This window comes from Desmonostoc vinosum, from assembly GCF_059505385.1.
Genome location: NZ_JCACKM010000036.1, coordinates 12165 through 35565 on the forward strand (window position 1 = coordinate 12165; position 23401 = coordinate 35565).

Annotated in this window: 17 protein-coding genes, 20 tRNA genes and 4 pseudogenes; 31 read left to right on the forward strand and 10 right to left on the reverse strand. The window is 40.6% G+C overall.

The window, feature by feature from the left end:
• Positions 1-18: 18 nt before the first annotated feature.
• The 3 genes from AC5JMF_RS05575 to AC5JMF_RS05585 all read left to right on the forward strand — a co-directional run bounded on the left by AC5JMF_RS05575 (position 19) and on the right by AC5JMF_RS05585 (position 6858).
• Positions 19-2778, forward strand: coding sequence for a CHASE2 domain-containing protein (locus tag AC5JMF_RS05575; RefSeq protein WP_495794732.1), 2760 nt, complete (start codon positions 19-21; stop codon positions 2776-2778).
• Positions 2775-4109, forward strand: coding sequence for a hybrid sensor histidine kinase/response regulator (locus AC5JMF_RS05580; RefSeq protein WP_495794733.1), 1335 nt, complete (start codon positions 2775-2777; stop codon positions 4107-4109). The genes AC5JMF_RS05575 and AC5JMF_RS05580 overlap by 4 nt, the downstream gene beginning before the upstream one ends.
• A 124-nt stretch (positions 4110-4233) precedes the next feature.
• Positions 4234-6858 (forward strand): CHAT domain-containing protein, encoded by a 2625-nt coding sequence (locus tag AC5JMF_RS05585; RefSeq protein WP_495794734.1) that lies wholly within the window; start codon positions 4234-4236, stop codon positions 6856-6858.
• 23 nt (positions 6859-6881) lie between these two features.
• Here AC5JMF_RS05585 and AC5JMF_RS05590 read toward each other — a convergent pair whose 3' ends face one another.
• The 3 genes from AC5JMF_RS05590 to AC5JMF_RS05600 form a co-directional block, all read right to left on the reverse strand.
• On the reverse strand, positions 6882-8447 hold the full coding sequence (locus AC5JMF_RS05590) for an AAA-like domain-containing protein (RefSeq protein WP_495794735.1): 1566 nt from the start codon (positions 8445-8447) through the stop codon (positions 6882-6884).
• A 104-nt stretch (positions 8448-8551) separates the two neighbouring features.
• The gene (locus AC5JMF_RS05595) at positions 8552-9946 is read right to left on the reverse strand and encodes an AAA-like domain-containing protein (RefSeq protein ID WP_495794736.1); all 1395 of its coding nucleotides are present in this window, start codon (positions 9944-9946) and stop codon (positions 8552-8554) included.
• Positions 9947-10319: 373 nt separating this feature from the next.
• Positions 10320-11234: a GAF domain-containing sensor histidine kinase gene (locus tag AC5JMF_RS05600; RefSeq protein ID WP_495794737.1), complete on the reverse strand. Its 915-nt coding sequence runs from the start codon at positions 11232-11234 to the stop codon at positions 10320-10322.
• 927 nt (positions 11235-12161) lie between these two features.
• On the opposite strand from AC5JMF_RS05600, the gene AC5JMF_RS05605 reads away from it, so the two are divergent.
• Together AC5JMF_RS05605 and AC5JMF_RS05610 are read left to right on the forward strand one after the other, a co-directional pair.
• Positions 12162-12443: a reverse transcriptase N-terminal domain-containing protein gene (locus AC5JMF_RS05605; RefSeq protein ID WP_495794763.1), complete on the forward strand. Its 282-nt coding sequence runs from the start codon at positions 12162-12164 to the stop codon at positions 12441-12443.
• Positions 12422-12583 carry a hypothetical protein gene (locus tag AC5JMF_RS05610; protein WP_495794738.1) on the forward strand — a complete coding sequence of 54 codons (162 nt, stop codon included), beginning with the start codon at positions 12422-12424 and terminating at the stop codon, positions 12581-12583. Before AC5JMF_RS05605 ends, AC5JMF_RS05610 begins: the two co-directional genes overlap by 22 nt.
• A gap of 192 nt (positions 12584-12775) precedes the next feature.
• Here AC5JMF_RS05610 and AC5JMF_RS05615 read toward each other — a convergent pair whose 3' ends face one another.
• The 3 genes from AC5JMF_RS05615 to AC5JMF_RS05625 form a co-directional block, all read right to left on the reverse strand.
• Positions 12776-13459 (reverse strand): polymorphic toxin type 4 domain-containing protein, encoded by a 684-nt coding sequence (locus tag AC5JMF_RS05615; RefSeq protein WP_495794739.1) that lies wholly within the window; start codon positions 13457-13459, stop codon positions 12776-12778.
• 15 nt (positions 13460-13474) lie between these two features.
• Positions 13475-13783: a type II toxin-antitoxin system HicB family antitoxin gene (locus AC5JMF_RS05620; protein ID WP_495794740.1), complete on the reverse strand. Its 309-nt coding sequence runs from the start codon at positions 13781-13783 to the stop codon at positions 13475-13477.
• A 98-nt stretch (positions 13784-13881) separates the two neighbouring features.
• On the reverse strand, positions 13882-14262 hold the full coding sequence (locus AC5JMF_RS05625; protein ID WP_495794741.1) for a hypothetical protein: 381 nt from the start codon (positions 14260-14262) through the stop codon (positions 13882-13884).
• Between the two features lie 20 nt (positions 14263-14282).
• Here AC5JMF_RS05625 and AC5JMF_RS05630 point away from each other — a divergent pair, with 20 nt between their 5' ends.
• Positions 14283-14522 (forward strand): hypothetical protein, encoded by a 240-nt coding sequence (locus AC5JMF_RS05630; RefSeq protein WP_495794742.1) that lies wholly within the window; start codon positions 14283-14285, stop codon positions 14520-14522.
• A gap of 153 nt (positions 14523-14675) precedes the next feature.
• Positions 14676-14846 (forward strand): annotated as a pseudogene (locus AC5JMF_RS05635) (group II intron reverse transcriptase/maturase); the annotation flags it as partial.
• A 44-nt stretch (positions 14847-14890) separates the two neighbouring features.
• Here the strand turns inward: AC5JMF_RS05635 and AC5JMF_RS05640 are convergent.
• On the reverse strand, positions 14891-15100 hold the full coding sequence (locus AC5JMF_RS05640; protein ID WP_495794743.1) for a hypothetical protein: 210 nt from the start codon (positions 15098-15100) through the stop codon (positions 14891-14893).
• A gap of 165 nt (positions 15101-15265) precedes the next feature.
• Here AC5JMF_RS05640 and AC5JMF_RS05645 point away from each other — a divergent pair.
• Positions 15266-15481: pseudogene (locus AC5JMF_RS05645) on the forward strand (ISNCY family transposase); the annotation flags it as partial.
• Between the two features lie 529 nt (positions 15482-16010).
• Here the strand turns inward: AC5JMF_RS05645 and AC5JMF_RS05650 are convergent.
• Positions 16011-16184 carry a hypothetical protein gene (locus AC5JMF_RS05650; protein WP_495794744.1) on the reverse strand — a complete coding sequence of 58 codons (174 nt, stop codon included), beginning with the start codon at positions 16182-16184 and terminating at the stop codon, positions 16011-16013.
• Between AC5JMF_RS05650 and AC5JMF_RS05655 the strand changes: the two are divergent.
• From AC5JMF_RS05655 to AC5JMF_RS05765, 23 genes and pseudogenes are all read left to right on the forward strand, one after another.
• A pseudogene (locus AC5JMF_RS05655) lies at positions 16135-16431 on the forward strand (HNH endonuclease); the annotation flags it as partial. The gene AC5JMF_RS05650 and the pseudogene AC5JMF_RS05655 sit on opposite strands and share 50 nt — an antisense overlap.
• Before the next feature lie 200 nt (positions 16432-16631).
• Positions 16632-16706: transfer RNA gene (locus AC5JMF_RS05660), tRNA-Asp, on the forward strand.
• A 121-nt stretch (positions 16707-16827) separates the two neighbouring features.
• Positions 16828-16904: transfer RNA gene (locus tag AC5JMF_RS05665), tRNA-Glu, on the forward strand.
• Between the two features lie 7 nt (positions 16905-16911).
• Positions 16912-16996 (forward strand) — tRNA-Tyr (locus tag AC5JMF_RS05670).
• 92 nt (positions 16997-17088) lie between these two features.
• Positions 17089-17162, forward strand: a tRNA-Arg gene (locus AC5JMF_RS05675).
• Positions 17163-17252: 90 nt separating this feature from the next.
• Positions 17253-17327, forward strand: a tRNA-Asn gene (locus AC5JMF_RS05680).
• Positions 17328-17337: 10 nt separating this feature from the next.
• Positions 17338-17406, forward strand: a tRNA-Gln gene (locus AC5JMF_RS05685).
• Positions 17407-17498: 92 nt separating this feature from the next.
• A tRNA-Pro gene (locus tag AC5JMF_RS05690) sits at positions 17499-17575 on the forward strand.
• Between the two features lie 3 nt (positions 17576-17578).
• A tRNA-Leu gene (locus AC5JMF_RS05695) sits at positions 17579-17652 on the forward strand.
• Positions 17653-17659: 7 nt separating this feature from the next.
• Positions 17660-17734, forward strand: a tRNA-Lys gene (locus AC5JMF_RS05700).
• Positions 17735-17740: 6 nt separating this feature from the next.
• Positions 17741-17814 (forward strand) — tRNA-Leu (locus tag AC5JMF_RS05705).
• 11 nt (positions 17815-17825) lie between these two features.
• Positions 17826-17902 (forward strand) — tRNA-Met (locus AC5JMF_RS05710).
• Between the two features lie 8 nt (positions 17903-17910).
• A tRNA-Thr gene (locus AC5JMF_RS05715) sits at positions 17911-17984 on the forward strand.
• Positions 17985-17992: 8 nt separating this feature from the next.
• Positions 17993-18064, forward strand: a tRNA-Gly gene (locus AC5JMF_RS05720).
• A 23-nt stretch (positions 18065-18087) separates the two neighbouring features.
• Positions 18088-18159, forward strand: a tRNA-Gly gene (locus AC5JMF_RS05725).
• Positions 18160-18164: 5 nt separating this feature from the next.
• Positions 18165-18239 (forward strand) — tRNA-Val (locus AC5JMF_RS05730).
• 6 nt (positions 18240-18245) lie between these two features.
• Positions 18246-18319 (forward strand) — tRNA-Arg (locus AC5JMF_RS05735).
• A gap of 5 nt (positions 18320-18324) precedes the next feature.
• Positions 18325-18398: transfer RNA gene (locus tag AC5JMF_RS05740), tRNA-Ala, on the forward strand.
• A gap of 8 nt (positions 18399-18406) precedes the next feature.
• A tRNA-Ala gene (locus tag AC5JMF_RS05745) sits at positions 18407-18480 on the forward strand.
• Between the two features lie 5 nt (positions 18481-18485).
• Positions 18486-18560 (forward strand) — tRNA-His (locus tag AC5JMF_RS05750).
• 7 nt (positions 18561-18567) lie between these two features.
• A tRNA-OTHER gene (locus tag AC5JMF_RS05755) sits at positions 18568-18650 on the forward strand.
• 230 nt (positions 18651-18880) lie between these two features.
• A pseudogene (locus AC5JMF_RS05760) lies at positions 18881-18991 on the forward strand (ParA family protein); the annotation flags it as partial.
• Positions 18992-19155: 164 nt separating this feature from the next.
• Complete coding sequence (locus AC5JMF_RS05765) at positions 19156-20022, forward strand: DUF928 domain-containing protein (RefSeq protein ID WP_495794745.1); 867 nt, start codon at positions 19156-19158, stop codon at positions 20020-20022.
• A 184-nt stretch (positions 20023-20206) separates the two neighbouring features.
• Here the strand turns inward: AC5JMF_RS05765 and AC5JMF_RS05770 are convergent, their stop codons facing one another.
• Both AC5JMF_RS05770 and AC5JMF_RS05775 read right to left on the reverse strand, forming a co-directional pair.
• The gene (locus AC5JMF_RS05770; RefSeq protein ID WP_495794746.1) at positions 20207-20416 is read right to left on the reverse strand and encodes an addiction module protein; all 210 of its coding nucleotides are present in this window, start codon (positions 20414-20416) and stop codon (positions 20207-20209) included.
• A 281-nt stretch (positions 20417-20697) separates the two neighbouring features.
• Positions 20698-23304, reverse strand: a complete 2607-nt coding sequence (locus tag AC5JMF_RS05775) for a CHAT domain-containing protein (RefSeq protein ID WP_495794747.1) — start codon at positions 23302-23304, stop codon at positions 20698-20700.
• Between the last annotated feature and the right edge of the window lie 97 nt (positions 23305-23401).

Here is a 23401-nt window from a genome sequence, read left to right on the forward strand (position 1 = left end):
ATTTTAAGCAAAAGCCTGATGAGGTTATCTTTGAAAGCAATTTTTAGGCGTGTAAGCGTGGTGCGTTTAGGGTATTGGCGCTGTGTATTGATCGCAGCCCCTGGTGTAGCGATATGTGTAATTACTGGGGGAATGACGGGATTATTTCAACTACTGGAATGGAATGCAATGGAGCGATTTTTTGCTCTGCGTTCCTCGGAACCGCCAGAAAAGCGCATTCTCATCGTCACTATTGATGAAAAAGACATCACTCAAGTTGGTAAATGGCCAATTCCTGATGTTGTTTTAGCCAAGTTGCTAGCCAAACTTAAAGCTCAAAAACCAGCAGCTATAGGTTTGGATATTTATCGAGATTTACCAGTAGAACCTGGTTATCAAGAATTGGTAGGAGTGATGAAATCTACCCCTAATTTGATTGGTGTGAAAAAATTGGTGGGAGATAAAGTTGCTCCATCTCAGACTTTATCTGAGTTAGATCAAATTGCTCTGGCTGATTTGGTTTTGGATACGGATGGTAAAGTTAGGCGAGGTTTGCTGTCGGCTGGCGATGGCAATGGAAAGATTTTTTTAGGATTAGCGGCTCGTTTGAGCTTAATGTATCTCGAACCAAAAAATATTTCCTTAAAAGCATTAGATAAGAGTGAGAATTCTTTGCAGTTAGGGAAAGCTGTATTTATACCTTTGACAGGTAAAGAATTTAGTTATCGAGGAGCCGATGTCGGAGGATACCAAATTGTCTTAAACTACCTTGGTTATGAAGAAAACTTTGACACAATAAAAATGCGAGATATACTGAATAATCCTGTATCCTCGGAGCTAGTGCGCGATCGCATTGTGTTGATTGGAACTACAGCTAAGAGCATTAATGACTTTTTTAGTGTTGGCTACAGTCGCAACTTGCGCTCTGAAGATAAACGGATGGCTGGGGTGGTGGTTCATGCCAATTTAATTAGCCAAATTTTAAGTGCTGCTGTTGATGGTAGACCATTACTGCGAGTTTGGTCTGACCAAGCAGAGTGGTTGTGGATTTTTTGTTGGTCTTTGATTAGCAGTGGTGTTACTTGGCAAGGATTGCAAGTAAATTCCCAGCGCCAACGGCCATTTTCGGGATTGTCGATTTTGGTGATTTTAGGTGGTACAGGTGCAGTTTTTGGGAGTAGTTACGCGGCTTTTATATTTGGTTGGTGGATTCCTTTAGTTTCACCATTACTGACGATTTATTTATCTACAATTGTCACAACCAACTTTTATAAACAATCGCAACTAGAAAAAGCTAATCAGCAACTCCTGAATTATTCTCGCACCTTAGAACAAAAAGTTCGCGATCGCACCCAAGAGTTAGAAGTAGCCAAAATAGCTGCTGATGCCGCCAACCAAGCCAAAAGCGAGTTTTTGGCAAACATGAGTCATGAATTGCGAACACCCCTCAATGGGATTCTCGGATACGCGCAAATCTTAGAACGCTCTCAAAAGATGGCTCCTTCAGAACTAGAAGGTATTAATATTATTCATCAGTGTGGTTCCCATCTGCTGACTCTGATCAACGATATTTTAGACTTATCTAAAATCGAAGCTCGGAAACTGGAACTAGATCAGACAGATTTTGATTTGTCTTATTTCTTAACCGGAGTAGCAGAAATGTGTCGAATTCGTGCCCTACAAAAAGGGATTTCGTTTATTTACCAACCAGACCACCAGCTTCCTCAAGCAATTCATGCTGATGAAAAACGTTTGCGGCAAGTTTTAATTAATTTACTTGGTAATGCGATTAAGTTTACTGATAGCGGTGGAGTTACTTTCAAAATAGAGGTATTAAAAACTGGAGATGTCTTAAATAAAATTAGGTTTCAGGTAGAAGATACTGGAGTAGGAATGACTGCTGAACAATTAGAAAAGATTTTTTTACCTTTCGAGCAAGTAGGCGATAAATATAAGCAAGCAGAAGGTACAGGATTAGGACTAGCTATTAGCTGCAAAATTGCTGAGTTGATGGGCAGTGAAATCAAAGTTAAAAGCACTTTAGGAACTGGTAGCCAATTCTGGCTAGATGTAGATTTAGAAGTTATTAGTAACTGGTTAAAAACGGCTGATGTACTTCCTAAAAAAGAAATTGTTGGGATTAAATATAAGAAGCCAAAAATTTTGATTGTAGATGACCAATGGGAAAACCGTTCTATAATCTTGAATTTTCTAGAATCAATTGGATTTAGCTGTTTTGAAGCTAGTAATGGTCAAGAAGGTTTAAACCAAGCAGAAGAAAATCAGCCCGATTTAATTATAACTGACTTAGGAATGCGGCTAATGGACGGCTTTGAAATGATTCAAAACTTGAGAAAGTTACCTCAACTCAACCAAGTGCCAATTATAGTTTCCTCTGCTAGTGTATTTGAAAGTGACAAATCAAGAAGTTTAGCAGCGGGAGGAAATGAATTTTTACCAAAACCCGTACAAATAGAAGATTTACTCAAGTTGCTGCAAAATTACTTAGAACTAGAGTGGATTTATGAAGAAGATAGTAGCAAAACAAAAGAGGTTGGAAATACACAATCTTCAGACAAAAATCTACAGTTGATGATTGCACCACCAGCAGCAGAACTTGATAAACTCTTGGATTTAGCAATGAGAGGAAATGCTCAAGAAATTCAAATAGTATTGAACAATCTGGAAAAATTGGATGATAAATTTATAGTTTTTACTACTCAGGTCAGACAACTGGTTGATTGTTTTCAACTTAAACAAATTCGTGAATTAATCAAATTATTACAATCTAAAACATGAAGAAAGATATTGATTTTTTTGAGAATACAACTATATTAATTGTTGATGATAACCCAACAAATTTGAAAGTACTATCGAATGCGATCGCGCATTCAGGATGTGAAATTTTAGTATCGATTGATGGTGAAAGTGCTATCGAACAAGCTCAATATGCCCAACCAGATTTGATTTTATTAGATGTGATGATGTCGGGAATTGATGGCTTTCAAACCTGTCAAAAGCTCAAGAATAACTCTGCTACTCAAGATATACCAGTTATTTTTCTCACTGCTCTTTCAGATAAATTTGATAAGGTTCAAGGTCTTTTAATTGGAGGGGTAGATTACATTACTAAACCTTTCCAAGTAGAAGAGGTTTTAGCCAGAATTCAGGTACAGTTAAAACTACGCTATCTGACTAAACAACTTGAGGCACAAAATCGGCATCTCGATCAGCGAGTAGAAGAACGTACAAAAGAACTTTCTCAAGCGTTGAATAAATTAAAGCAATCTCAACTACAGCTAATACAGAGCGAAAAATTGTCTAGCCTTGGTCAATTAGTTGCTGGTATAGCTCACGAAATTAATAATCCTCTGAGCTTTATTGTAGGTAATTTTGAATTTATTAACAATTATTTGTCTGCTTTAATTAATCATTTACAACTTTATCATCAACACTATCCTAATCCAAATATAGATATTGTCGAAAATGCCAACTTTATCGAGTTAGAACAATTAATTCAAGATACTCCACATATAATCTCTTCGATTAATACAGGATTAGCAAGAATTAGCAATATTAGCAGTAGTTTACGTACTTTTTCTCGTATAGATATATCTAATAAAATACTTTTTGATATTCATGAAGGTATCGATAGTACTTTAATAATTCTGTCACATCGTCTGAAATATAATCAACAGCGATCGCAAATCGAAGTGATTAAAAATTATAGTAATTTGCCACTTGTGGAATGCTACCCTGAACAAATTAACCAAGTTTTTATGAATCTTCTTGCTAATGCTATCGACGCTTTGGATGAAAATAGTCAAAATTTATTAGATAGAAAGCTCAATAATAATAATATGATTAATACAATAACAATTACAACCGGATTTAATGAAGATAAAAAATCAGTGTCGATAAATTTTAAGGATAATGCTATGGGTGTACCGCTAGAGATTCAAGAACATATATTTGAACAGTTCTTCACTACAAAACCAAGAGGTAAAGGAACTGGTTTAGGTTTATCTATAAGTCGGCAAATTATTGAAGAAAAACACAATGGTAGTATGAAATGTTTTTCTGTATTAGGTGAAGGTACAGAATTTTTAGTTGAAATCCCAGTGAAATAAAATGTTTTGTTTCATTAAGTTTGATAAATTCTTATTCAGCACTTTAATGCTTTCATATTCGAGGACGAAAGTCCTGAATACAAACACATTTACTAATCAAAAATTATAGGTATATATAAAGATTATGCAAAAGAATCAGTATTCTGTAAAATCTACCAAATACAGCATCTACTTGGGATGGATAGCATTTTTTTTAGCAACAACTGGCATTTCCACACCAGCACAAACTAATTCACAGTTAGCCAAAATATCACAAGCAAATCTGCTAGCTAATTTACAATATTCCTCAGATCCAAAATCTCTACTTAACCAAGGTAGAAGTATTTTTGAAGCAGGGCGCTTTGTTGAGGCGGTGAAACTTTGGGAAGCAGCATCTATGAGTTTTGAACGTCAAGGTGATGCTATCAATCAAGCTTGGAGTTTAAGTTATTTGTCGTTAGCTTATCAGAAATTAGGAGATTGGCAAAAGGCAGAAAGTTCTATTATTAACAGTCTAAATATTCTCCAACGTCTCAACAAACGCCAAAAAGGAAACGCTGCTATTTTGGCAGTAGCTCTTAATACTCAAGGAAACCTCAAACTTTCAATGGGGCAAGCGGAAAGTGCTTTACAAGCATGGCAAGAAGCGGAACGTGCTTATCTAGCAGCTGGCGATGAAACTGGCAAGATAGGTAGCCAAATTAATCAAGCCCAAGCAATGCAAGCTTTAGGATTATATCGCAGAGGACAGAAGTTATTAGTTGATGTGAATCAAAGGTTGCAAAATCAGCCAGATTCTCTGATGAAGGCGAAAGCATTGCAAAGTTTAGGTGTTGCTTTTCAATTGGTAGGAGATTTACAACAATCTCAGGAGATTTTAAACCAAAGCTTAAAGATTAGCGTTCGCGTAGCGGCTCCTTTGGAGCATCGCTTAAAATCCACCGCAGACATCAGTGATATTCTTTTTAACTTAGGAAATACTGCTAGGGACTTGCAGCAAACCCCAGTTGCTTTAGATTATTACCAGCAAATTGTAGTTCAGACAACCAACCCCCAACTACGAGTAGAAGCACAGTTAAACCAACTCAGCCTTTATGTAGAAACTGCACAAATTAAGCCAGCTAAGGTTTTATTACCACAAATTAAATCTCAATTAGAGAGCCTTTCTCCCAGCCGGATGTCTGTTTATGCAACAGTTAACTTTGCTCGCAATCTTACCAAGCTGGCAAAGCTGGATGGAAGTGAGGCGATATCATCAAAAGAGTCAGCCAGAATTTTAGTGCGTGCTGTACACCAGGCAGAAATGTTGAGCGATTTACGCGCTCAAGCTTATGCCTTAAACGAGTTAGGAAAATTATACTTTGACAAGCAGCAGTTAGCTGACGCTTTGAAACTCAGCCAACAAGCATTACAAATTGCTCAAGAGATTAATGCTGCTGATATTACTTATCAAGCTGCTTGGCAAGTTGGCCGGATTCTCAAAAAACAAGGCGACAATCAAGGGGCGATCGCAGCTTATGATGGTTCTGTCAAAACTCTCAAGTCTCTACGTGGTGAATTAGTCGCAATTAATCGTGATGTTCAGTTTTCTTTTCAGGAGAGTGTCGAACCAATTTACCGAGAGTTAGTTGATTTATTGCTACAATCTCAGCCTACTCAACAAAACTTAAGGCAAGCACGGGAGACAATTGAAGCACTGCAATTAGCCGAATTAGACAATTTCTTCCGAGAAGCCTGTTTGAATGCCAAACCAGAGCAAATTGACCAAATCGACAAACAAGCAGCTGTTATATATCCAATTATTTTAGGCGATCGCTTGGAAGTAATTTTATCTATTCCTGGCAAACCCCTCTCCAGCTATAGAACGACTCTACCCCAAGCTGAAGTAGAAAAAACTATCAAACAGATGCGACAATCTCTCAACCCAGTTTTTTCTAATGATGAACGGTTGCATCTTTCTCAACAACTGTATGATTGGCTAATTCGTCCCAGCGAATCGCAGTTAGCTAACAGCAAAGTCAAAACTTTAGCTTTTGTGCTAGATGGCTCCTTGCGAAACCTACCAATGGCGACTTTGCATGATGGCAAACAGTATTTGGTAGAGAAATATAGTTTAGCACTTTCACCAGGAATGCAGTTAATGCAAGCGCGATCGCTAAAAAGCGAAAATCTGAAAGTGATTACAGCGGCATTGAGTGAAGCACGCCAAGGGTTTAAAGCTTTGCCAGCAGTCAAGTCAGAAGTAACAGAAATTGCCTCGAAAGTTTCTTCAAAACTACTTTTGAATGAAAAATTTACTGATACTAATCTGCAACAAGCTATTCAATCAACTCCATTTTCAGTTTTACATTTGGCTACTCACGGTCAGTTTAGCAGCAAGTTAGATGAAACTTTTGTCCTCAGTTGGAACGAAAAGATTAATGTTAACGAATTAAGTGAATTTCTCAAAACTAGAAATGAATTAGAATCTACACCTCTGGAATTATTGGTTCTTAGCGCCTGTCAAACAGCAAAAGGAGATAATCGAGCCATATTAGGTTTAGCTGGAGTTGCAGTTCGTTCTGGTGCGCGCAGTACCCTAGCAACTTTATGGGCAGTCAAAGACGAGTCTACAGCTAAATTTATGGTTGAATTTTATAAACAGCTGAAACAACCAGGAATCAGTAAAGCAGAAGCATTACGACAAACTCAATTGTCTTTTTTACAAAATGCGGATTTTCAGCATCCTTTTTATTGGTCAGCTTTTGTGTTGGTAGGGAATTGGTTGTAGAAAGATTAATACCATTTCGCTTTTCAGCATCCATCTGCATCATAATTTGCAGTTTTGCTCTTGTGATTATTATGAATCTGATTACATTTCACTTGTGATTCTAAAGCATCAATTTTACGTAAGAGTGATACTCCCCACACTACAGAAATTACTAATTTAATAGTCATACCTAATAGCAATAGCGTTACTATTTTAGTAGTTCTTCTTTGTTGTGCCTGCCTTTTTTGTTGTTCTGCTAGTTTTGCTTCAACTTCTTTAGCGCGTTCCGCCTCCATTGCTTTTTGCATTTCTTTTCGATTTAATTCTTCACTAGCAACTAGAAATCGGTAATCTAAGTTACTCAAGCTTTTACCATATGCCCAAGTTTGAGCATCGATTAATGCTTGTCCTCGCAATAAGCGAGACTCATCTGTTTCCTTGGAAGCTATCCACACATTAAAAGCTTGGTAATAAGGACGAAGATAGGCTAATTGTTTCTTTACCCATTTGAGGTTAAAAACTTCTCGATAAATGCGATTTTTTACTTCCAGAAAACCCTGCTCTTTAATGACTAAACCAGATAGCAACAGATCTATCTGTTCTCTAGTATCGTCAATTGGTAATTTGGTTCCTTGGAGAATTTGCTGATAGATTCCTAATAATCTTCCTGTAGATTCTTCATTTTTTATAATTCGATCACGAATCGTCCGTAAATGTTCTGGTTCATCTTGTGATTCCCACTTTTCAATAATGCGCGATCGCACTACACTTTCTATCCAAAATGCTTCTGTTCCCGGAAGAATTTTGAGTTTTCTACCGAGATCTTCTTGAGATAAACTTACAAGCAGCCGACATAATTTTTGTGTCAAAAAAGGTTGGCCATCTGTCCAATTTAATATTTCTTGTAAAACTTTTTGGGGTTGATTGCCGCTGATTTCTAGTCCTTGAGCTAATGGTTTAGCTTCTTCAAATGTGAAACCATCTATTTCTATAGCTTTACCAATGTTGAATGGGGTAGCGTGATTTTTATACGCAATTAAATCTGAAGGCGCAGCAACACCAAAGATTGTAAACGCAATTCGTTGATATTCTGGAGATATTGCCCGTTGATTGTAGCAAAAACGAATTAGTCCAAAAAAGTCATCAATGGGGAAGTCAAGACTCAGAATACTATCAATTTCATCAATAAAAATAAACAATTTTTCATCAGGAAAGCTAGGTAACAGTATTTCTGAAATAAATCGACTCAGTTTTTGCACTGAGGAGATATCACTCTGTTCTTGCCACCATGACTTAAAGTTAACCTTTCCTAAAAGTTTAAAGCCTAGCCACAAGTCGCCAGCAACTCCTTTATACCACTGTTCCGAAGTGATATTTTCACAACCAATGTTAGTCATATCGATGGTGGCGCATCTAAAACCCTCATTTTGTAAGCGATGCTTAGTTTTAACCATCAGTGAAGATTTGCCCATTTGCCTACAGCTAAGGACATAGCAAAATTCACCTTGCTGTAAAGCTTTGTAGAGTTCCACATCTGCAAGTCGTTCGACATAACTAGGAGCATCACTCGTTAGCGTGCCGCCAACTTGATATCGATAATAGTTATACATTTGTGAGAAGTTTTCAGCTGAAAGTTTTTTAATTGGCTCAAAATATTTTAGAAATTAAGGGAAAGTATCATAAATTAATAGGCTGAAAGTTTTGGTAATGAATACTAAATTAAGTGAGAAGCAATTGCACCTCCACCAGTACGATTTGGTTTTCCCTTTTGTTGATTAAAATAAAGACGATACAACTCACAACTCACACAGGCGTGATTGCCATCTAGTTGTACTAAACCCATACTTTCTAGTTTGTAAGCTGCGATCGCATCTAGTTCAACTTGTTCATCAACTGCAATCACTTGCTCCATAGCTAACATCAATTGTGGCTCTTTTTGTAATAAAGTCAAAAGTTCTCTCAAATGCTGACTATAAATTCCAGATGGTGTAGAAGCTGTCTGTAATAAAGCTTCTAAATTCATTTTTCCTTGGCATAAATGATAAAGCGCAAGATTAACAAGATAGGGATGTCCGCCAATCATCGCATGTAGGGGAGCGAGACATTGTGCCCCTTGGGAGTTTTTTGACCAATCAACTCCATAAGACTGTGCTAGATTCTGTACTTGCTTAAGAGTAAATGGTGGTAAAGTAACTGTTACCCCAACATTAAAAGGTGATTGATTGAGCTTGAGTTGAATATAAATTTCTGTGGTATGAACTACTACCAACCGCAGCTTTTGCCAGATCTGATCTTGTTTTGCTTGTTCATGCCAAAATCGCAGCATTGGTAAAAAATCCTGGGCAATTTTGGGATGTTCAAAAACTTGATGGACTTCGTTCAAGGCCAAAACTAGGGGGCTATCACCAACATACTGTAGTAAATATCCCTCAAAATATATTTTGCAACTCACCTTGCTGCCCATATCTACATCCCAAAAATCATCTAAACTGGGCATGAGGTTCAACTGTCTGCTGGCATTGACACAGAACCAGCGCAAAAATTTATCCAACGAAGCAAAAACGTCTTCATCAGCTTCGCGAAAATCCAAATAGACGATTTGACAACCTTGCTCTTTAGCATGAGCAATCATGCGGTTGAGCAGTGAACTTTTTCCCATTTTCCTGGGTGCTTTGATCCGCAGCAAGCAACCAGGCTGCATAATCTCGTCACAGACTAGTTCTTCGAGTGGTGGACGGTTGATGTAAAGAGGAGAATCCAGCGGCACAGGGCCGCTAGGAAATTCCATCTTGCCTACCAAACTTAAATCTGGAAATACTTTTTCTAGACTGGATGCTTCTTTGGGCACTGACTCGCGTATTTCGTTGTCCTTATATTGCTGAAAAATTAAATGTAAGTTTTTTTTTGTAACTCGCTTTCCTAGAGCTTCTGAAAGATCTTGCCACAACTGAGAGCCAACTTCCTTGATGTAGTCCCTGGCATAGCCTGATTCCCTGGCCATTTCGCTATAAGTCTTGCTTAGCCACGACTGACTTAGCACAAACCGCTGAATCGAACCAAAAGGCTTGTCTTGTAAAATTTGCTCTACAGCTTCGAGAAGTTCTTCCACAATTAATTAGTTTTTAATAATCAGTGTCATTACGTGTTGTTTTCTATTAAGTAATAATATACTTCTACGGAAGTCTTTGCATAAAAAAAATAAATTCTTTGAGAGGCAACTTTTTGAGGCCGGCCATAGCCAACTACAAATGTGTAGTAATGCTGAAAAACCTTGCCCCAAGACTAATAGAGACAATCAGTAAGTTTTGTGACCAAGACTTTTTTCAGCTATGAAAATCTTGCTCACAGGTTATATAAAATGTTTCTAAAATCTTAGAGGTATTAATACAGAATTCCATACTCGGCTACGCTCAGTAACCATACTTTATTCTGTAATTATACTATGTCCGCTTCAGCAAGCTAGCAAAAGCGTCTTTTATTCTTCATGCAATAGGTACTAGAACTGGGATAGTGAAGTAAAATTTGCTACCTTGGTCTTTACCCAAAGACTCAGCCCAAATTTTTCCTCCTAGCCCATCGATAATTCGACGACAAATCGCCAAACCCAGTCCAGTTCCACCTACAGTACGCTGTAGAAATTCTTCTTCTTGGTAAAAACGCTCAAAAATAGCTTCTAGTTGATTTGGTTCAATGCCTCGACCTGTATCCGCGATCGTGATTTTTAACATAGAAGTTTTCTGAGAATTCCCCAAAGCAGAATTTAAGAGGCTGGCTTGAATTGTAACTTGTCCACTTTCGTCTGTAAATTTACAGGCATTATCAAGTAGCTTGGTTAAAACTTCGATTAGTCCTTCTCCGTCTACCTGAATTAAGGGTAAATGGTGTGGTAATTCTATGATAATTATAGCTATTAAGTTACTCTGGGTACGCTCCAAGTTTACTAGCTGGCGGTTGAGAATTTCTAGGTTGGTGTAAGCTTGTGCCTGCATCAATGCTACTCCGGCTTGTGTGGCGATCGCTTCGACTAAAATTAGATCATCTTCTGACCATATATAAACCTCTGGTTGGTGTATTTCCAACATTCCTAACCAAGTATCTTGATAACTGATTGGCACCAACAAGCAGTCACGAATCTGCCAATGTGTCAATTGCGCTTTTAAATCTGGATAGAATTGCAAGCCTAAGTCTTGGTTAATATCAGCAATAACTATAGTTTTCGATCTATTTTCGCCACTAGTTCGACTTTGAGCTAGGGTAGTTTGAAATAATGGGTGAGTTGCCAACGACCAAATTTCTCCCTTTAAGGAAGGTAATCTAGTTGTTGTTGACTCATAGACAACTGGCTGACTTTCGCTACTCGGCTGATGATAAAGCAGACAACGACAATGACTAACCACTTCCCCTAACGGGGATGGAAACTTTCATGATCGTTAGACATCTTAATTACCTCTTCAAAACTTTACCTAACCACTTCCCCTAACGGGGATGGAAACCAAGGGTTCGTTGCATGTCAAGTACATCCTGGACTTTACCTAACCACTTCCTCTAAGGGGGATGGGTGCGACTATCAGTCGCTCACAAGAGTGAGTAACTTTGAACTACTCCAGGCTAATGTCTGAGCCTGTACCTAGGCTGTTGACTTTGTTGGTTTTTAGGCGATTTTGCGGAAAATTATTCGTGTTCTTTTTTGTTTGTGGAAAAACGGCTGGAACAGCCGTTTTTCCACAAAAATAGTCAACACACTTTCTGCATGAACCCTTATGGGCAAAAGAGTACAAAGTTTACAGCCTAGCCTGTACCTGCCTGAAGGGGCATTGTGGGTAACTACGATGTCTCAGAGCTAGAGGGAAACGCGTAAAATCTACGAGCCGAAACGTGGACGCAGCGCCAAGGTAAAACCATTCATGGGTTAACGAGAGTGAACCTTTGCAGAGGCATCGGGAAGCGGAATGACTGAAAACGGCTGATACAGTAAATGGGGTTAGATATTGCGCCCTGTCCTCGGAATATAAGACATCAAATAACCCCCGGTGTATAAAAGGAACCCAGAATGGTTGTATCTCTTGTGTGTGAGATGAAGGAACCCCAACGGAGTCTTACAGCTAGAAACGATGCTGTAAGTAGAAATTGAAATATTCAGTTTGAATCCCCCGGTGGGTATAAGACGCTGCAAGAAGCGAAAGCTGCCATACCCAACGGTAAACAGGAAATCATAACTGGGCAGATAGGTCAAAATGACTAACCCGAAAGGATGCCGACGTGCAATGAGTGAATCCCTTGACTTCGATGCAACAAGGAACCGAACTTTTTCGGGAAAAGTTATGATGCAATCAAAAATTGTGAACGTAACCGAAAGGACTACCGACTGGAATAGCGTCAACTGGAAAAGCGCCAACCGAGTAGTCAGGAGACTTAGACAAAGAATTTTCAATGCTACCAAAGACGGTGACACCAAGAGGGTTCGCAACCTTCAAAAACTACTAATAGAAACTGGTGTACCTCAAGGGGGAATTATTTCTCCTTTGCTTGCAAATATTGCTTTGCATGACAAAAACACCATAAAATTCCTCGTTCTAAGGGTGGCTTGGATAGTTACGCTAATTTAGAATTGATGCATTACTACTGTCACCAACAACTACACTCAGTAGGGCGACAGTCTGAAGGCGAGGTATTTGTGCTAAATTGTCAAGAATCGATACCTCTAGTAGGGCGAGAGTCTGAAAGTGAGGTATTAAGTCTTTGGTAAGCGTTAGGATTTGCTAAAGCCGGATGCTTGGTAACTTGCTTGTCCGGTTTGTCGGGGGGAAAGGGGTAGTGATATCCCCGCCCCACCCATTAAACCAAAGATTCAGTGCATTAGCCAATAAATAGGGTGTGTCTTCGTAATCATCCTAAATAAACCCTGCAAGATTCTTGTTACTCATGCAGGTCTCGAAACTTACAGCATACCCAGATTCTCCAACAGCTCTATGCCTTGAATATCCGGTGGTTTTATCGGATCTTTAGAGCCAGGAAGAGGAATCTCAAAATCAAGCCGAGTGACTCGCTGGATCGAACCATTGGGTGCTTTGACAAAGATTTCGTATGAGATTTCTTTCAGCAAAAATTCCTGATCCTTGCGGCGGAGTAGTTGACTTTTGTTAGTCGCTGGCTTGTTGAGCAAGTCCCTTGGTGCGTAGCTGCGGGCCTTAGCCTTGACAATCAGTTCGCCGCCCGCCGCCCGAATTCTGGTTGCCGAATCTCTAATCGTCGTTTCCAGGTTGAGATTTTGCCAGATGCGGTTAAATTCTTGGGGGGCATACATGATGCCTGCTCTAGCTTCATCGCCAAAGCCATGCCCCCACAGATGAGCGCGATCGTAGTCTTCTAAGCTGATGTCTTTTACTGCTTTTTGAGACGGTGGTTTGAGCTTTTGACTGAAATCTCGCTCTTCATATTTCAAGCCAGCTTCTTTAAACTTCTGACGATCTCGCAGCGGCGCGATGGATTCCTCGATTTTGCCAGCCAGTTCGATCTCAACTGAGCCATCGGCGAACTCAATGCCTCGACCTTCTAGCACACCACCTGTACGACGAGTATCTGTCGGTATCTCAAATACCTTAGCTTTCACCAAATCCAACAAAAACGTAAATTGTCATCACTCATCTGTCAAAGCATTAGATTCTTGACGAATTAAACCTAACTTATCCATAAAATCATCAAAAGTTGGGTCATCTGCAAGTATTCCCGCATACTTCATCTGTGGCAAATTTTCACTTTTTTCTACTTCTGAATTTACTTCTATCGAGACGAATTTCCCTCTCTTCAGTTGTGCTTCAAGGGCAGATTTGGCATTTAATATTGCTTCAGCTTCCGTTGTGCCTTCAACAGTTAAATTCGGCATTCCTACAATCGACGCAATAAAGTGATGCTCATCTTGACTGCGAACAAAAATTTGATAACGCATAAAATTTATCTCCACATAAAAATAAATTTTACTCGTTTTAATCACGATTAATTAACTCGAAGCAGCATTCTCTTGTGAAAACACAGGCGCTTCCACTTCTACAACAGCAGAGCGCACATTCGCTTTTCCCCGTTATCTGCTGCGCCAACAGTTGTTTTGCCAACCATAAGCGAACTGGAATACACCTGACTGAGGCGATCGCAGATCATCTGCATCTGCTCACACTCGGCAGGTAGGTATTCACATGACTTCAGGTGCTGCAAGCCAACAGTATACTCTCCATTCCAGGTTCTCACTGTACAGCTGAACTCGTTTACTTGGCTGACAATCGCCCAACATCCGCCTTTACCTCTAAGTTCCGGGTTATCCTTGGCTATGATTTGGCATACTTCCCCCAGTTGGTAGGTATTGGGTACTTGCGTTCGCTCTATAATGCGCTGCACAACATCTTTGACGATTCTACCGACCAGTCCGCTCACTCAAACGGGACACACAGCTTATGATTACTCAAATGATGGTTCAACCCTCATTCTGGGTAGAATCTGGAATCAAACTCAGTCAAGTTAGAAACATATATTTGTTTAAATTTACTGAAGAATTACAGTCTAGACTGGAAGAATTGTCTCTTAAAAACAAGGCAGGATTGCTAACAACAGAAGAAGATGCTGAATTAGCAGGCATATTGGAACTTGATAGAATTTTTACCTTGCTCAATGCCAAAATTATTTCTGAATCATGACGGTTAATGATATCACCAAAAAATTAGTTAGACAAAGAGCTAAATTTCTGTGTGAATACGCAAGGAAAACCGAATACTCAGCGGGTAAAGGATGCTGGAGAAAGCAAACGCTCAGGGTAATGCCTGGGATATGAACAAAAAGAAGCTACCCCCTGGCAAGTAAAACCTGTCAAACGGGTGTATATTCCCAAAGCCAACGGCAACAAAAGACCGTTAGGCATCCCAGTCATTAAAGACCGGGTGCTACAAGCGGTGGTCAAAAATGCCCTAGAACCAAGTTGGGAGGCGCGATTTGAGTCTCGCAGCTATGGTTTTCGCCCAGGAGTGCGATTCGTTGGGTAGAAACTAACCCTGAAATGGGAAGAGGATTACCCGCAAGATACAACAAAACCTTGACCTCTTAATTTATAGTACTTTTGAACTAAATATCTCTTCAGAGCAATCAAGGATGCGATCGCCCTGGGGTCTTGTCGGCGTTCGCTCTTATAAAATAAATTAGCGATCGCGATTTTCTCTTCTTCGAGTCTCTGAGGATAAAAAAGATGAATAAATCTCAAGAAAAGATAAATTTTTGTCAATTATTTTTGAGTAAATTTTAATAGTTAATCGTTCTTAAGTATGTTTTTAAGTAGTACTTTCTTTGCAGGCTGAATCGATATCCGATGTTACGTAAAAAATCTGAATTTGATAAAGAATTTAGTATTTTAATTCAATTAATAGGAGAGATGGATGATTTGATTTTTAAATTTGAATCTCATACAGATATAATATGTCGAGGTAAAATCAATGTAGATGTGGAGTTTGGACATAAAGTTTGGTTAGATGAAGTTGACGGTGGAATTGTAAGCAATTATCGAATTTTAAAGGGTAATCCTCACGATACTCAACAATTAATCCCAAGTCTTGCCCAACATCTAGAAAATTTTGGTTCATCGCCAAAAGTCGTGACTACAGACAGAAACAAAGTTTTATATCTGATTTTTTCGGCAGTTTCGCACCGGGAACTAGTCTAAACTCCAGAATGCTCATGACAATAGCTAATTTGCTAAAGGTTTTAATCCAAACTTGTCACCCGTTAGGAATGATCTATAATAATATTTGCTATTGGCACAAGGTAATAACTAATCTCTAGTCAATGTAAATGTAACACTAGGATTGTCATTGGCTGAATATGTTTCTGGATTAGGAAAGGTACAATAAGAAGCATCTCCCTTAGAATAGTGTGTTGCATTGCCCCAAGCGAAATACCAGAGGGTTCTGAGCAAGCTCCTAAAAACTGCAATTCCTGAATATCCTGTGGTGCGTTTATACTCTCACTGGGGTAAGCTATTCGATACATTTGATATTGAGCAGGGAAAACAAATGAACAGTATGTGTAAGGAACTAAAGGCCCGCTACGTTTGTAAATAAGATAGTGCGTAGCGTTTTGATAAGTAAAATAAGCTCCTCTTGGTCGGGGACGATTACCTGGAATACTTTGTGAACATCCTAATCCAGTGATTTTACAAAGGAATTTTCTTTAAGCTGATATTGCAGTAGCTCAGGCATAGAAAGTAAGCGATTATGTGCGATCGCTAATCCAAGAGAACTATGTAGACAAACCCATACTACAGAAGTACTCAAACGAGACAACCACACCTGCCAATACTGCGGCAGCACCAAGCGTTTAACCCTTGACCATGTAATCCCCCGCTCCAAAGGTGGGCAACACAGTTGGGACAACGTTGTAACAGCGTGTTCCAAGTGTAATTCAATTAAGAGCGATGTCTGACGACAAGCCGCTTTGCGTCTACGCTTACCTCACAAAGCTGGAATGGTACTGAAAAGCAAGCCTAAAGCTCCAATTCACCCAGCAGTTGCATTTGCCGAACAGTTTTGGAATGCACAACGCCTGAGTGAAACTGAGTAATTTACTGCAACTCTAATCAGAGATAGCAATACAACCATTAGATAACCTTGCCCTCTCATTTCTGAAAAAAGTTTGTAGTATGCCCTTGACACTTTATAATACATTATGTAGTATAAATGTAGTAAAGCACTACAGCCTCCCAAAAAGGCACAGAGCAAACACATCAGAACCATGAAAACTAAATAATTGCCATTCAACGTGGGGGTGTAGCTCAGTAGGTTAAGAGTGCCTGTCTGTCGAACAGGAAGCCGCGAGTTCAAGTCTCGTCATCCCCGCCTAGTAGCCTTGTGATTCTCACTCCCACCACTGCTACCAAATGCACAGATGGTGTAACGGCAGCACTTCTGGTCTCCAAAGCCTTTGGTCAGGGTTCAAATCCAAGTCTTTGGCGTTCGTGGTGCAGAAGCGAAGTGGCCGAGCGGCACGTCTTTCAAGCGTGTAATTAGCGGGTTCAAGTCCCGTCTGCACTACCAAATTCATGGGTCGGCTCGCCTATCAGCGTGGGCAACTGTCTGTAAAACAGCCGCTTCTTGCGTTGCAGGTGCGATTCCTGCTCGACCTACCAACAATGGAGAGTAAATCGATCAGGCGATCGGCGCTGTTTGCTAAACAGATGGGATTGCATCTGTGGTTCGAGTCCACTGCTCTCCGCCTTATGAGAACGTGGTGTAACTGGATAACACGTCAGTCTACGAAACTGAAGAGTGAGGGTTCAAGTCCTTCCGTTCTCGCCTTATCCCCTGGTAGCTCAGTTAGTAGTAGCGTCTGGAAAGAAAAACAGAAGGTCATCCGTTCAATCCGGATCTGGGGGACTGGCACATTGCCCTATAGCTCAATGGCAGAGCAAGCGGCTGTTAACCGCTTTGTTGTAGGTTCAAATCCTACTGGGGCAGCCATTTATTGGGAAGTAGGCAAACAGGCAAAGCCGTCGCACTTTGAATGCGAAGTTTGAGGGTTCGATTCCTTCCTTAAGAGCCTATACATACTCCTGTAGCCCAATTGGAAGAGGCGGCTGTCTCAAAAACAGTCTGTGTACGGGTTCAACTCCCGCGTTTGAGTACCAATATCGGGATGTAATTCAGTGGTCTAGAAGCCTTGTTTTGGGGACAAGGAGTCGTAGGTTCAAATCCTACCATCCCGACCATTTGCCCTTGTGACGAAACTGGCAAACGTGCTGGTCTTAGAAACCAGATTTTGTGGGTTCAAATCCCACCAAGGGTATTAACTTGGGTCGTTGGCAGAGCGGATATGCAGCTGCCTTTTAAGCAGACTTATCCAGGTTCAACCCCTGGGCGACCCACCAAAACTTACCCCTGTAACCCAAGTGGAAGAGGTGCCAAACTTAAAATTTGGAAGTTGCTGGTTCAAATCCAGTCAGGGGTATTTGGTGAATATGCGGGGATGGAGCAATGGTGGCTCGTCAGGCTCATAACCTGAACATCGGCAGGTTCAACTCCTGCCCCCGTCACCAAAATTAGTGCTGGTGTAGCTCAACATGGCAGAGCAACTGACTTGTAATCAGTAGGTTGCAGGTTCAATTCCTGTTACCAGCTTAACTAACGCGATCATGGTGTAGCGGTAAACACCCCTGACTTCCAACCAGGAGACACGAGTTCAAATCTCGTTGATCGCTCTGAACCCTTAACGTTCTTAAATGCGGGTGTGATGTAATGGCTAGCATCTGAGTCTGCCAGTCTCAGCGCATGGGTTCGAGTCCCATCACTCGCTTGCGTAGTCCTGTAGTTCAACGGTAGAGCAATTGCCTTACAAGCAATAAGTTGCGGGTTCAAATCCTGCCAGGACTACCAATGATTGGGAGTGTAGCTCAATGGAATAGAGCTTCGAGCTTCTACCTCGAAAGTTGTAGGTTCGAGTCCTACCACTCCCGCCTATGGGTCTGTAGCTTAATTGGTAAAGCATCTAACTGGCTGTTAGAAGGATATCGGTTCGATTCCGACCAGTATCCACTAAATATGGGGTCATAGCTCAGTTGGCTAGAGCGCCTGCCTTGCAAGCAGGAGGTCATGGGTTCAATTCCCATTGATTCCACTGTGGTGTCTGAAGCCAAAGTGGTCGCGGCGCTGGTTTGTGGAACCAGTCGATAGCGGGTTCAAGCCCCGTCAGATACCCTTGAATGGAAGATGCCGCTGAATGGTCGGCAACTGGTTTTGAAAACCAGGGTACAGGTAACTGTAGGGGTTCGATTCCTCCATCTTCCGCTTTCCACCTGAAGCCGACTCATTGAGGCGCTGTGCTGATAACACAGACATAGGAGGGGCAGTACCTCCCAGGTGGATTTTTCAACACAATTAGGGTGTAAAACATACACCCTACTTGTGATTTCAACTTAAACCAAAACACCCATCAACCTAGTTGTATTATCCCTTACCCAACGCTACAATCTGCCGTATTAGGGACAATCAATATTTACGACCACAATTTATTACTTGTGAGCAAAACCCGCATCATTGCGCTATTTAACCAAAGTGGTGGGGTTGCCAAGACCACACTTACTCAAAACTTAGGCTACCATCTTGCACTCAAAAAACGCCGTGTTCTACACACAGTTTGGTTTTTTCACCTTGTTCTACTTACCAGTCCTTCCAAACTCCTTGTCACCCCGTCAGATCCAAAGCTTTTGCATAACATAAGTCGATTGTGCTGATAGCTATACTTATATACTTAATAGGAGATTCCAAATCTCCTTTTTAATAGGAGGGTGAAATGTCTAGGGGTATCTATACTTTTGTATTGGTAGCATCTAGAAATATGAAATGGATGCTAACAATCGCTCTTGTTTTGAGCGGCGTTACCTATTATCCAGCAAAGGTAACAGCCCAAACTAAACAACCAGCAACTAAGCAGCCTGTACAACCAACCAAAGGTAAGACTTCACCTCAAGGGCGTAACTCTCGACCAGTTTTTGTTTTGCCAAAAACACCTGCTCGGTTAAGTCCGATCTCTGGGCGTAGAACTGGAATGGGTAGCCGAGATAATTGTCCTGCGGTGACAACTGCACTCACTGCTTTAGTACCGTTGCGAGAGGAACAAAAGCTTAGTAAAACAGACAAACCAATTTCAGCGATTGTAGGGGGACTAACCACCTCACAACGACCAACCTTTTGGTTTTACGTTCCTTACACTCAGGAATTAACAACTAGTGCTGAATTTGTCTTACAAGATAGTGCAGAAAACGATATTTATAGAAATGCGATCGCACTACCTCCAAAGCCTGGTATCATAAGTGTTTCTCTCCCATCCAATACATCCTTGCAAGTCGGGAAAACATATCACTGGTATTTAAAAGTCCCTTGCAATCAACAACAAACAGCGAGTGTTCCTATTTATGTAGAAGGAGACATTCAAAGAGTTAATTTAGATTCTCGGATGATGCAGCAGTTGGAAACAGCAGTTAATCCGCAACAAAAGGTTGCAATCTATGCACAAGAAGGTATTTGGTTTGATTCTCTGACTATGCTGGCACAAATGCGCCAGAATAATCCTCATGATGCATCTGTTGCTGAAGATTGGCAAAGTTTATTGAGGTCTGTCAATTTGGATAATGTTGCTACGGCTCCTCTAGTGAAATAATAAGCTGATGCGCTTTTAAATTGCATAACTCTACTCGCCAGGTAGCGTGTAGGGGATTCTCTAATTCGGTAAATTGCATCCTCGACAGCATCAATAAACGCCTGTGCTACCTCAACCCGCTGTTCCATGTAGTATTGAACGGACTCAGCATATTCTGTGAGGGCTTCAGGGTGAAAGGCATACTTCATTGATTTAGTAACCGTCTCACCTGGCTCAATGCTTCTTCTCCTGGGATCGGCTGTACAGAACCGTTGCGAATCTGAACTCGTCGTTTTTTGGCTTCAGTAACCCAAGCTGCTTGAATAGTCGGATCGGTATCAAACTCAAGACTTTCAACTAACTTCTCTGCTAGAAGCGCCCTAGACACACTAGGGAGAGCTAAGCTAAAAAACATCTAAATTACATAATCAAATTAAATAAAACTCTTGTGGGGTGGGCATCTTGCCCGCCCTAATTATGCAAGTTATATATGGAACAGCTTAGGAGTTCTTCTGTTATCTGCTCAATTGACCGCATAGATCCTCGCAAGATAGAAAATCTTGCTTATGATTTTAGCAAGATCCATTAACAAAAAAACTCAAAATAACTTCAAATTCATGGTGTGTGCGTTCCATTGTGAAACTCGTTTGATAAACCAACTCTGAGCTAGTCTGCTTCAGTGTCGCAACTGTTCTTCTACAACCAATTACCAACTAACACGTAAGTTGCCCAGTAAAGAGGACGAGTGTATTGCGAACTAGACAGTAGCTTTAATTGAGCTTCGCGTAAAGCTTCTGCTGTAGTTTTGCTAGTTGTTAATGTTAACTGATGGTAGAATTCACTCACAAACAAAGCAGTGGATTCATCCCCAATTTGCCATAGAGACGCTAGAGTACTCCGCGCCCCGGCTCGAATAGCAACTCCGGCTAACCCCAATGCAGCACGGTCATCTCCTTGTGCTGTTTCGCAAGCACTCAGAACAAGTAATTCTACTGGCTCTGTTCGTTTTTGCTCTACACTTTTGAGCAAGCTATCTAATTCATTTACGTAGATGCGTTTATCGGCTGCTAAGATAAAAGTGTCTTTTGCTTTAGAGCTAAATTGTCCGTGAGTTGCCAGGTGAACAATTTTAAAAGGTTGGGCATTAATCGTTTTTCCTAAAGTTGTACTTTTGAAATTTTCATCCAGTAATATCGTTGTCGATATACCCGATCGCTGAATCAATTTCAGTTCGACTTTGACATTGGGAAGCGGTGCAAACTTTTCGTTGCTGGGTGGTTGCGAGAGTCCTCCAGCCAGAGCGTTTAATCTTTTCTGTGCTAGAGGTTTGGGGGTAAATAGTTGCAATCCCGGACTAATGGCTATAGCGTACTTCTGGACTAAATACTCTTTGCCATCAGACAACGCAGACATCGGAATATTGCGTAGTGACCCGTCTGGGATAAAGACTAGAGTATTAACTTTACTATTTTTGAGTTCACCTGCAACTGGTTTAATTAACCAATCATAAAGCTGCTGGGAAACAACTTGAAATTTATTATTCGCATCGGGTTGGACTATCGTCTCTCGCATTTGGGCGATCGCCTGCTCTACTTGCTGATGGTTCACCACAGAAGTTTTATGTAACAAAGGTTGATTGGGAAGTTTGAGGATTATTTCTAATTGGTTATCTAGAATAATCGGGTAAAAAATGGCAGTATTAGGGCGATCGCGGTCTACCACTTTATCCAATACCACAAATTGGTTACTTAAGCAAGCTTCTCGGAAAAAATTGTCTAGTTCTGCTAGTTGCAAGGCTTCAACTCGCTGGCGGACTTTATCTAGATCGGGTTTTCCTTGTCCTTTCTGTTGTAAAAGCAGTTCTACTGACTGGCGATAAATAGGTTCTACGCTATCACGAAAATTAAATTGTACTTCTTGGTTTACCGTAACTAAATCGGTACGAAGAGACTGAAGAGTTGCAACTGCGGTATCATAGGCAGCGATCGCTCCCTCAATATTTCCTTGTGCTTTGAGCAAGCGTCCTAACTGCCACTCCCAACGATAAGCTATATCTGACGCATCGATTTTTTGAGCGAGAAACAATGCTTGCTGCGTTAATTTCTGTGCATCTTGCCATTGATTGTTTTGCTCGTAGACTTCTGCTAAACTGCCAAGTCCATAGGATTGAGTACGCTGATCGCCTATAGTTTTGGCTTGTTGAACGCTGTTTGCCAGAATCTCTGCAATATCTTTTTTATTACCAATTTTACTTATGGTGCGAGCAAAATTGATCCGTGCGTAGATACCAGCTTGAGTGGTAGGCAGGGTTGCGAGTTGAGATTGGATTGTAGGTATTATTGTTTTTGCTTGTGTTACTTGTTCATTCTCGACAAGCAAGCTGAGTTGATTGATTTGAGCTTGAACTTTGGTGAGCGGGTTTGGCGCAATTAAAGCCGCATTTTCATAATGAGCGATCGCGTCTTTTATATTACCTAAATCTCTAACAGTATTACCAAGAGAAAATTCTGTGAGGCTAATCTCTAAAGGTAGTTGCAGACGTTGGGCAATTTCTAAACTATGTTTTAAATTTTTCCAGGATTGTTCTAAGTTACCTAATTGTCGATGGACATTACCAAGAGAGCGCAAAGCAGTGACTTTTTCCAGTGAATCAGGTTGGCTTTGTAACTGTTGAGAAACTTCATTCAATATGTCTAAGCTACGGCGGTAAAACCCAGAAACTCGTAGAGCTTGTGCTTGATTAATACGGCTGCGCGTCACTCCCATATTGTATTGTTTACCTAAGCGCTTCCAGATTTGCTCTGCTTGCTGTGATGTTTTCAAAGATATATCTGCCTGTCCCTGTGATAGTTGCAGTCCACTTTGAATCTCTAAAGTTTGTCCTAGAACTTCTAGCAATTCTGACTTGGGATTGTTGACATTTAACTTTTGATTTGTATTGTCCCAGCCAAGTAGATTTAAGCTGTTATTAATAGCTTTTGACGCTTCTTTCCATGAGCCGAGTTGCTCAAACACTAGAGAGAGGTTTGTTGATGCTGCGGCTTGTGCGAGGTTGTCGCCTTGTTGTTGATAGATACGGATAGCTTGTTGCAGAACAGTTATAGCCTCAGCAAAGCGTCCAGATTGATAAAGTGCTTCTCCTTGAGAGACAAGTTGCTGTGGTGTTTTGGTTGAAGGTTTGGTAGTTTGCGTGTATGTTCCGGCGGGTGAATTTATCTGGGGTTGTTTGGCGAATGTCCTGGGGATAATAGTTAGGGAAAAAGCAAGGGTAAATAGGATTACATGGTTTACTGCAAATCTCATAAGTTGCTTGATCAGCGCAAATGGATACATATTTCACACCTTAGCGAGATGCAGGACAAGAAGTCGGTATTTACTAAAGGCTATGAGGGTTGATTTT

Excerpts from the sequence above, each read along its gene's own strand:
- AC5JMF_RS05575 (WP_495794732.1), top strand. The coding sequence starts at position 19 with ATGAGGTTATCTTTGAAAGCAATTTTTAGGCGTGTAAGCGTGGTGCGT.
- AC5JMF_RS05580 (WP_495794733.1), top strand. The coding sequence starts at position 2,775 with ATGAAGAAAGATATTGATTTTTTTGAGAATACAACTATATTAATTGTT.
- AC5JMF_RS05585 (WP_495794734.1), top strand. The coding sequence starts at position 4,234 with ATGCAAAAGAATCAGTATTCTGTAAAATCTACCAAATACAGCATCTAC.
- AC5JMF_RS05590 (WP_495794735.1), bottom strand. The coding sequence starts at position 8,447 with ATGTATAACTATTATCGATATCAAGTTGGCGGCACGCTAACGAGTGAT.
- AC5JMF_RS05605 (WP_495794763.1), top strand. The coding sequence starts at position 12,162 with ATGCAATCAAAAATTGTGAACGTAACCGAAAGGACTACCGACTGGAAT.
- AC5JMF_RS05620 (WP_495794740.1), bottom strand. The coding sequence starts at position 13,783 with ATGCGTTATCAAATTTTTGTTCGCAGTCAAGATGAGCATCACTTTATT.
- AC5JMF_RS05630 (WP_495794742.1), top strand. The coding sequence starts at position 14,283 with ATGATTACTCAAATGATGGTTCAACCCTCATTCTGGGTAGAATCTGGA.
- AC5JMF_RS05765 (WP_495794745.1), top strand. The coding sequence starts at position 19,156 with ATGTCTAGGGGTATCTATACTTTTGTATTGGTAGCATCTAGAAATATG.
- AC5JMF_RS05770 (WP_495794746.1), bottom strand. The coding sequence starts at position 20,416 with ATGTTTTTTAGCTTAGCTCTCCCTAGTGTGTCTAGGGCGCTTCTAGCA.
- AC5JMF_RS05775 (WP_495794747.1), bottom strand. The coding sequence starts at position 23,304 with ATGAGATTTGCAGTAAACCATGTAATCCTATTTACCCTTGCTTTTTCC.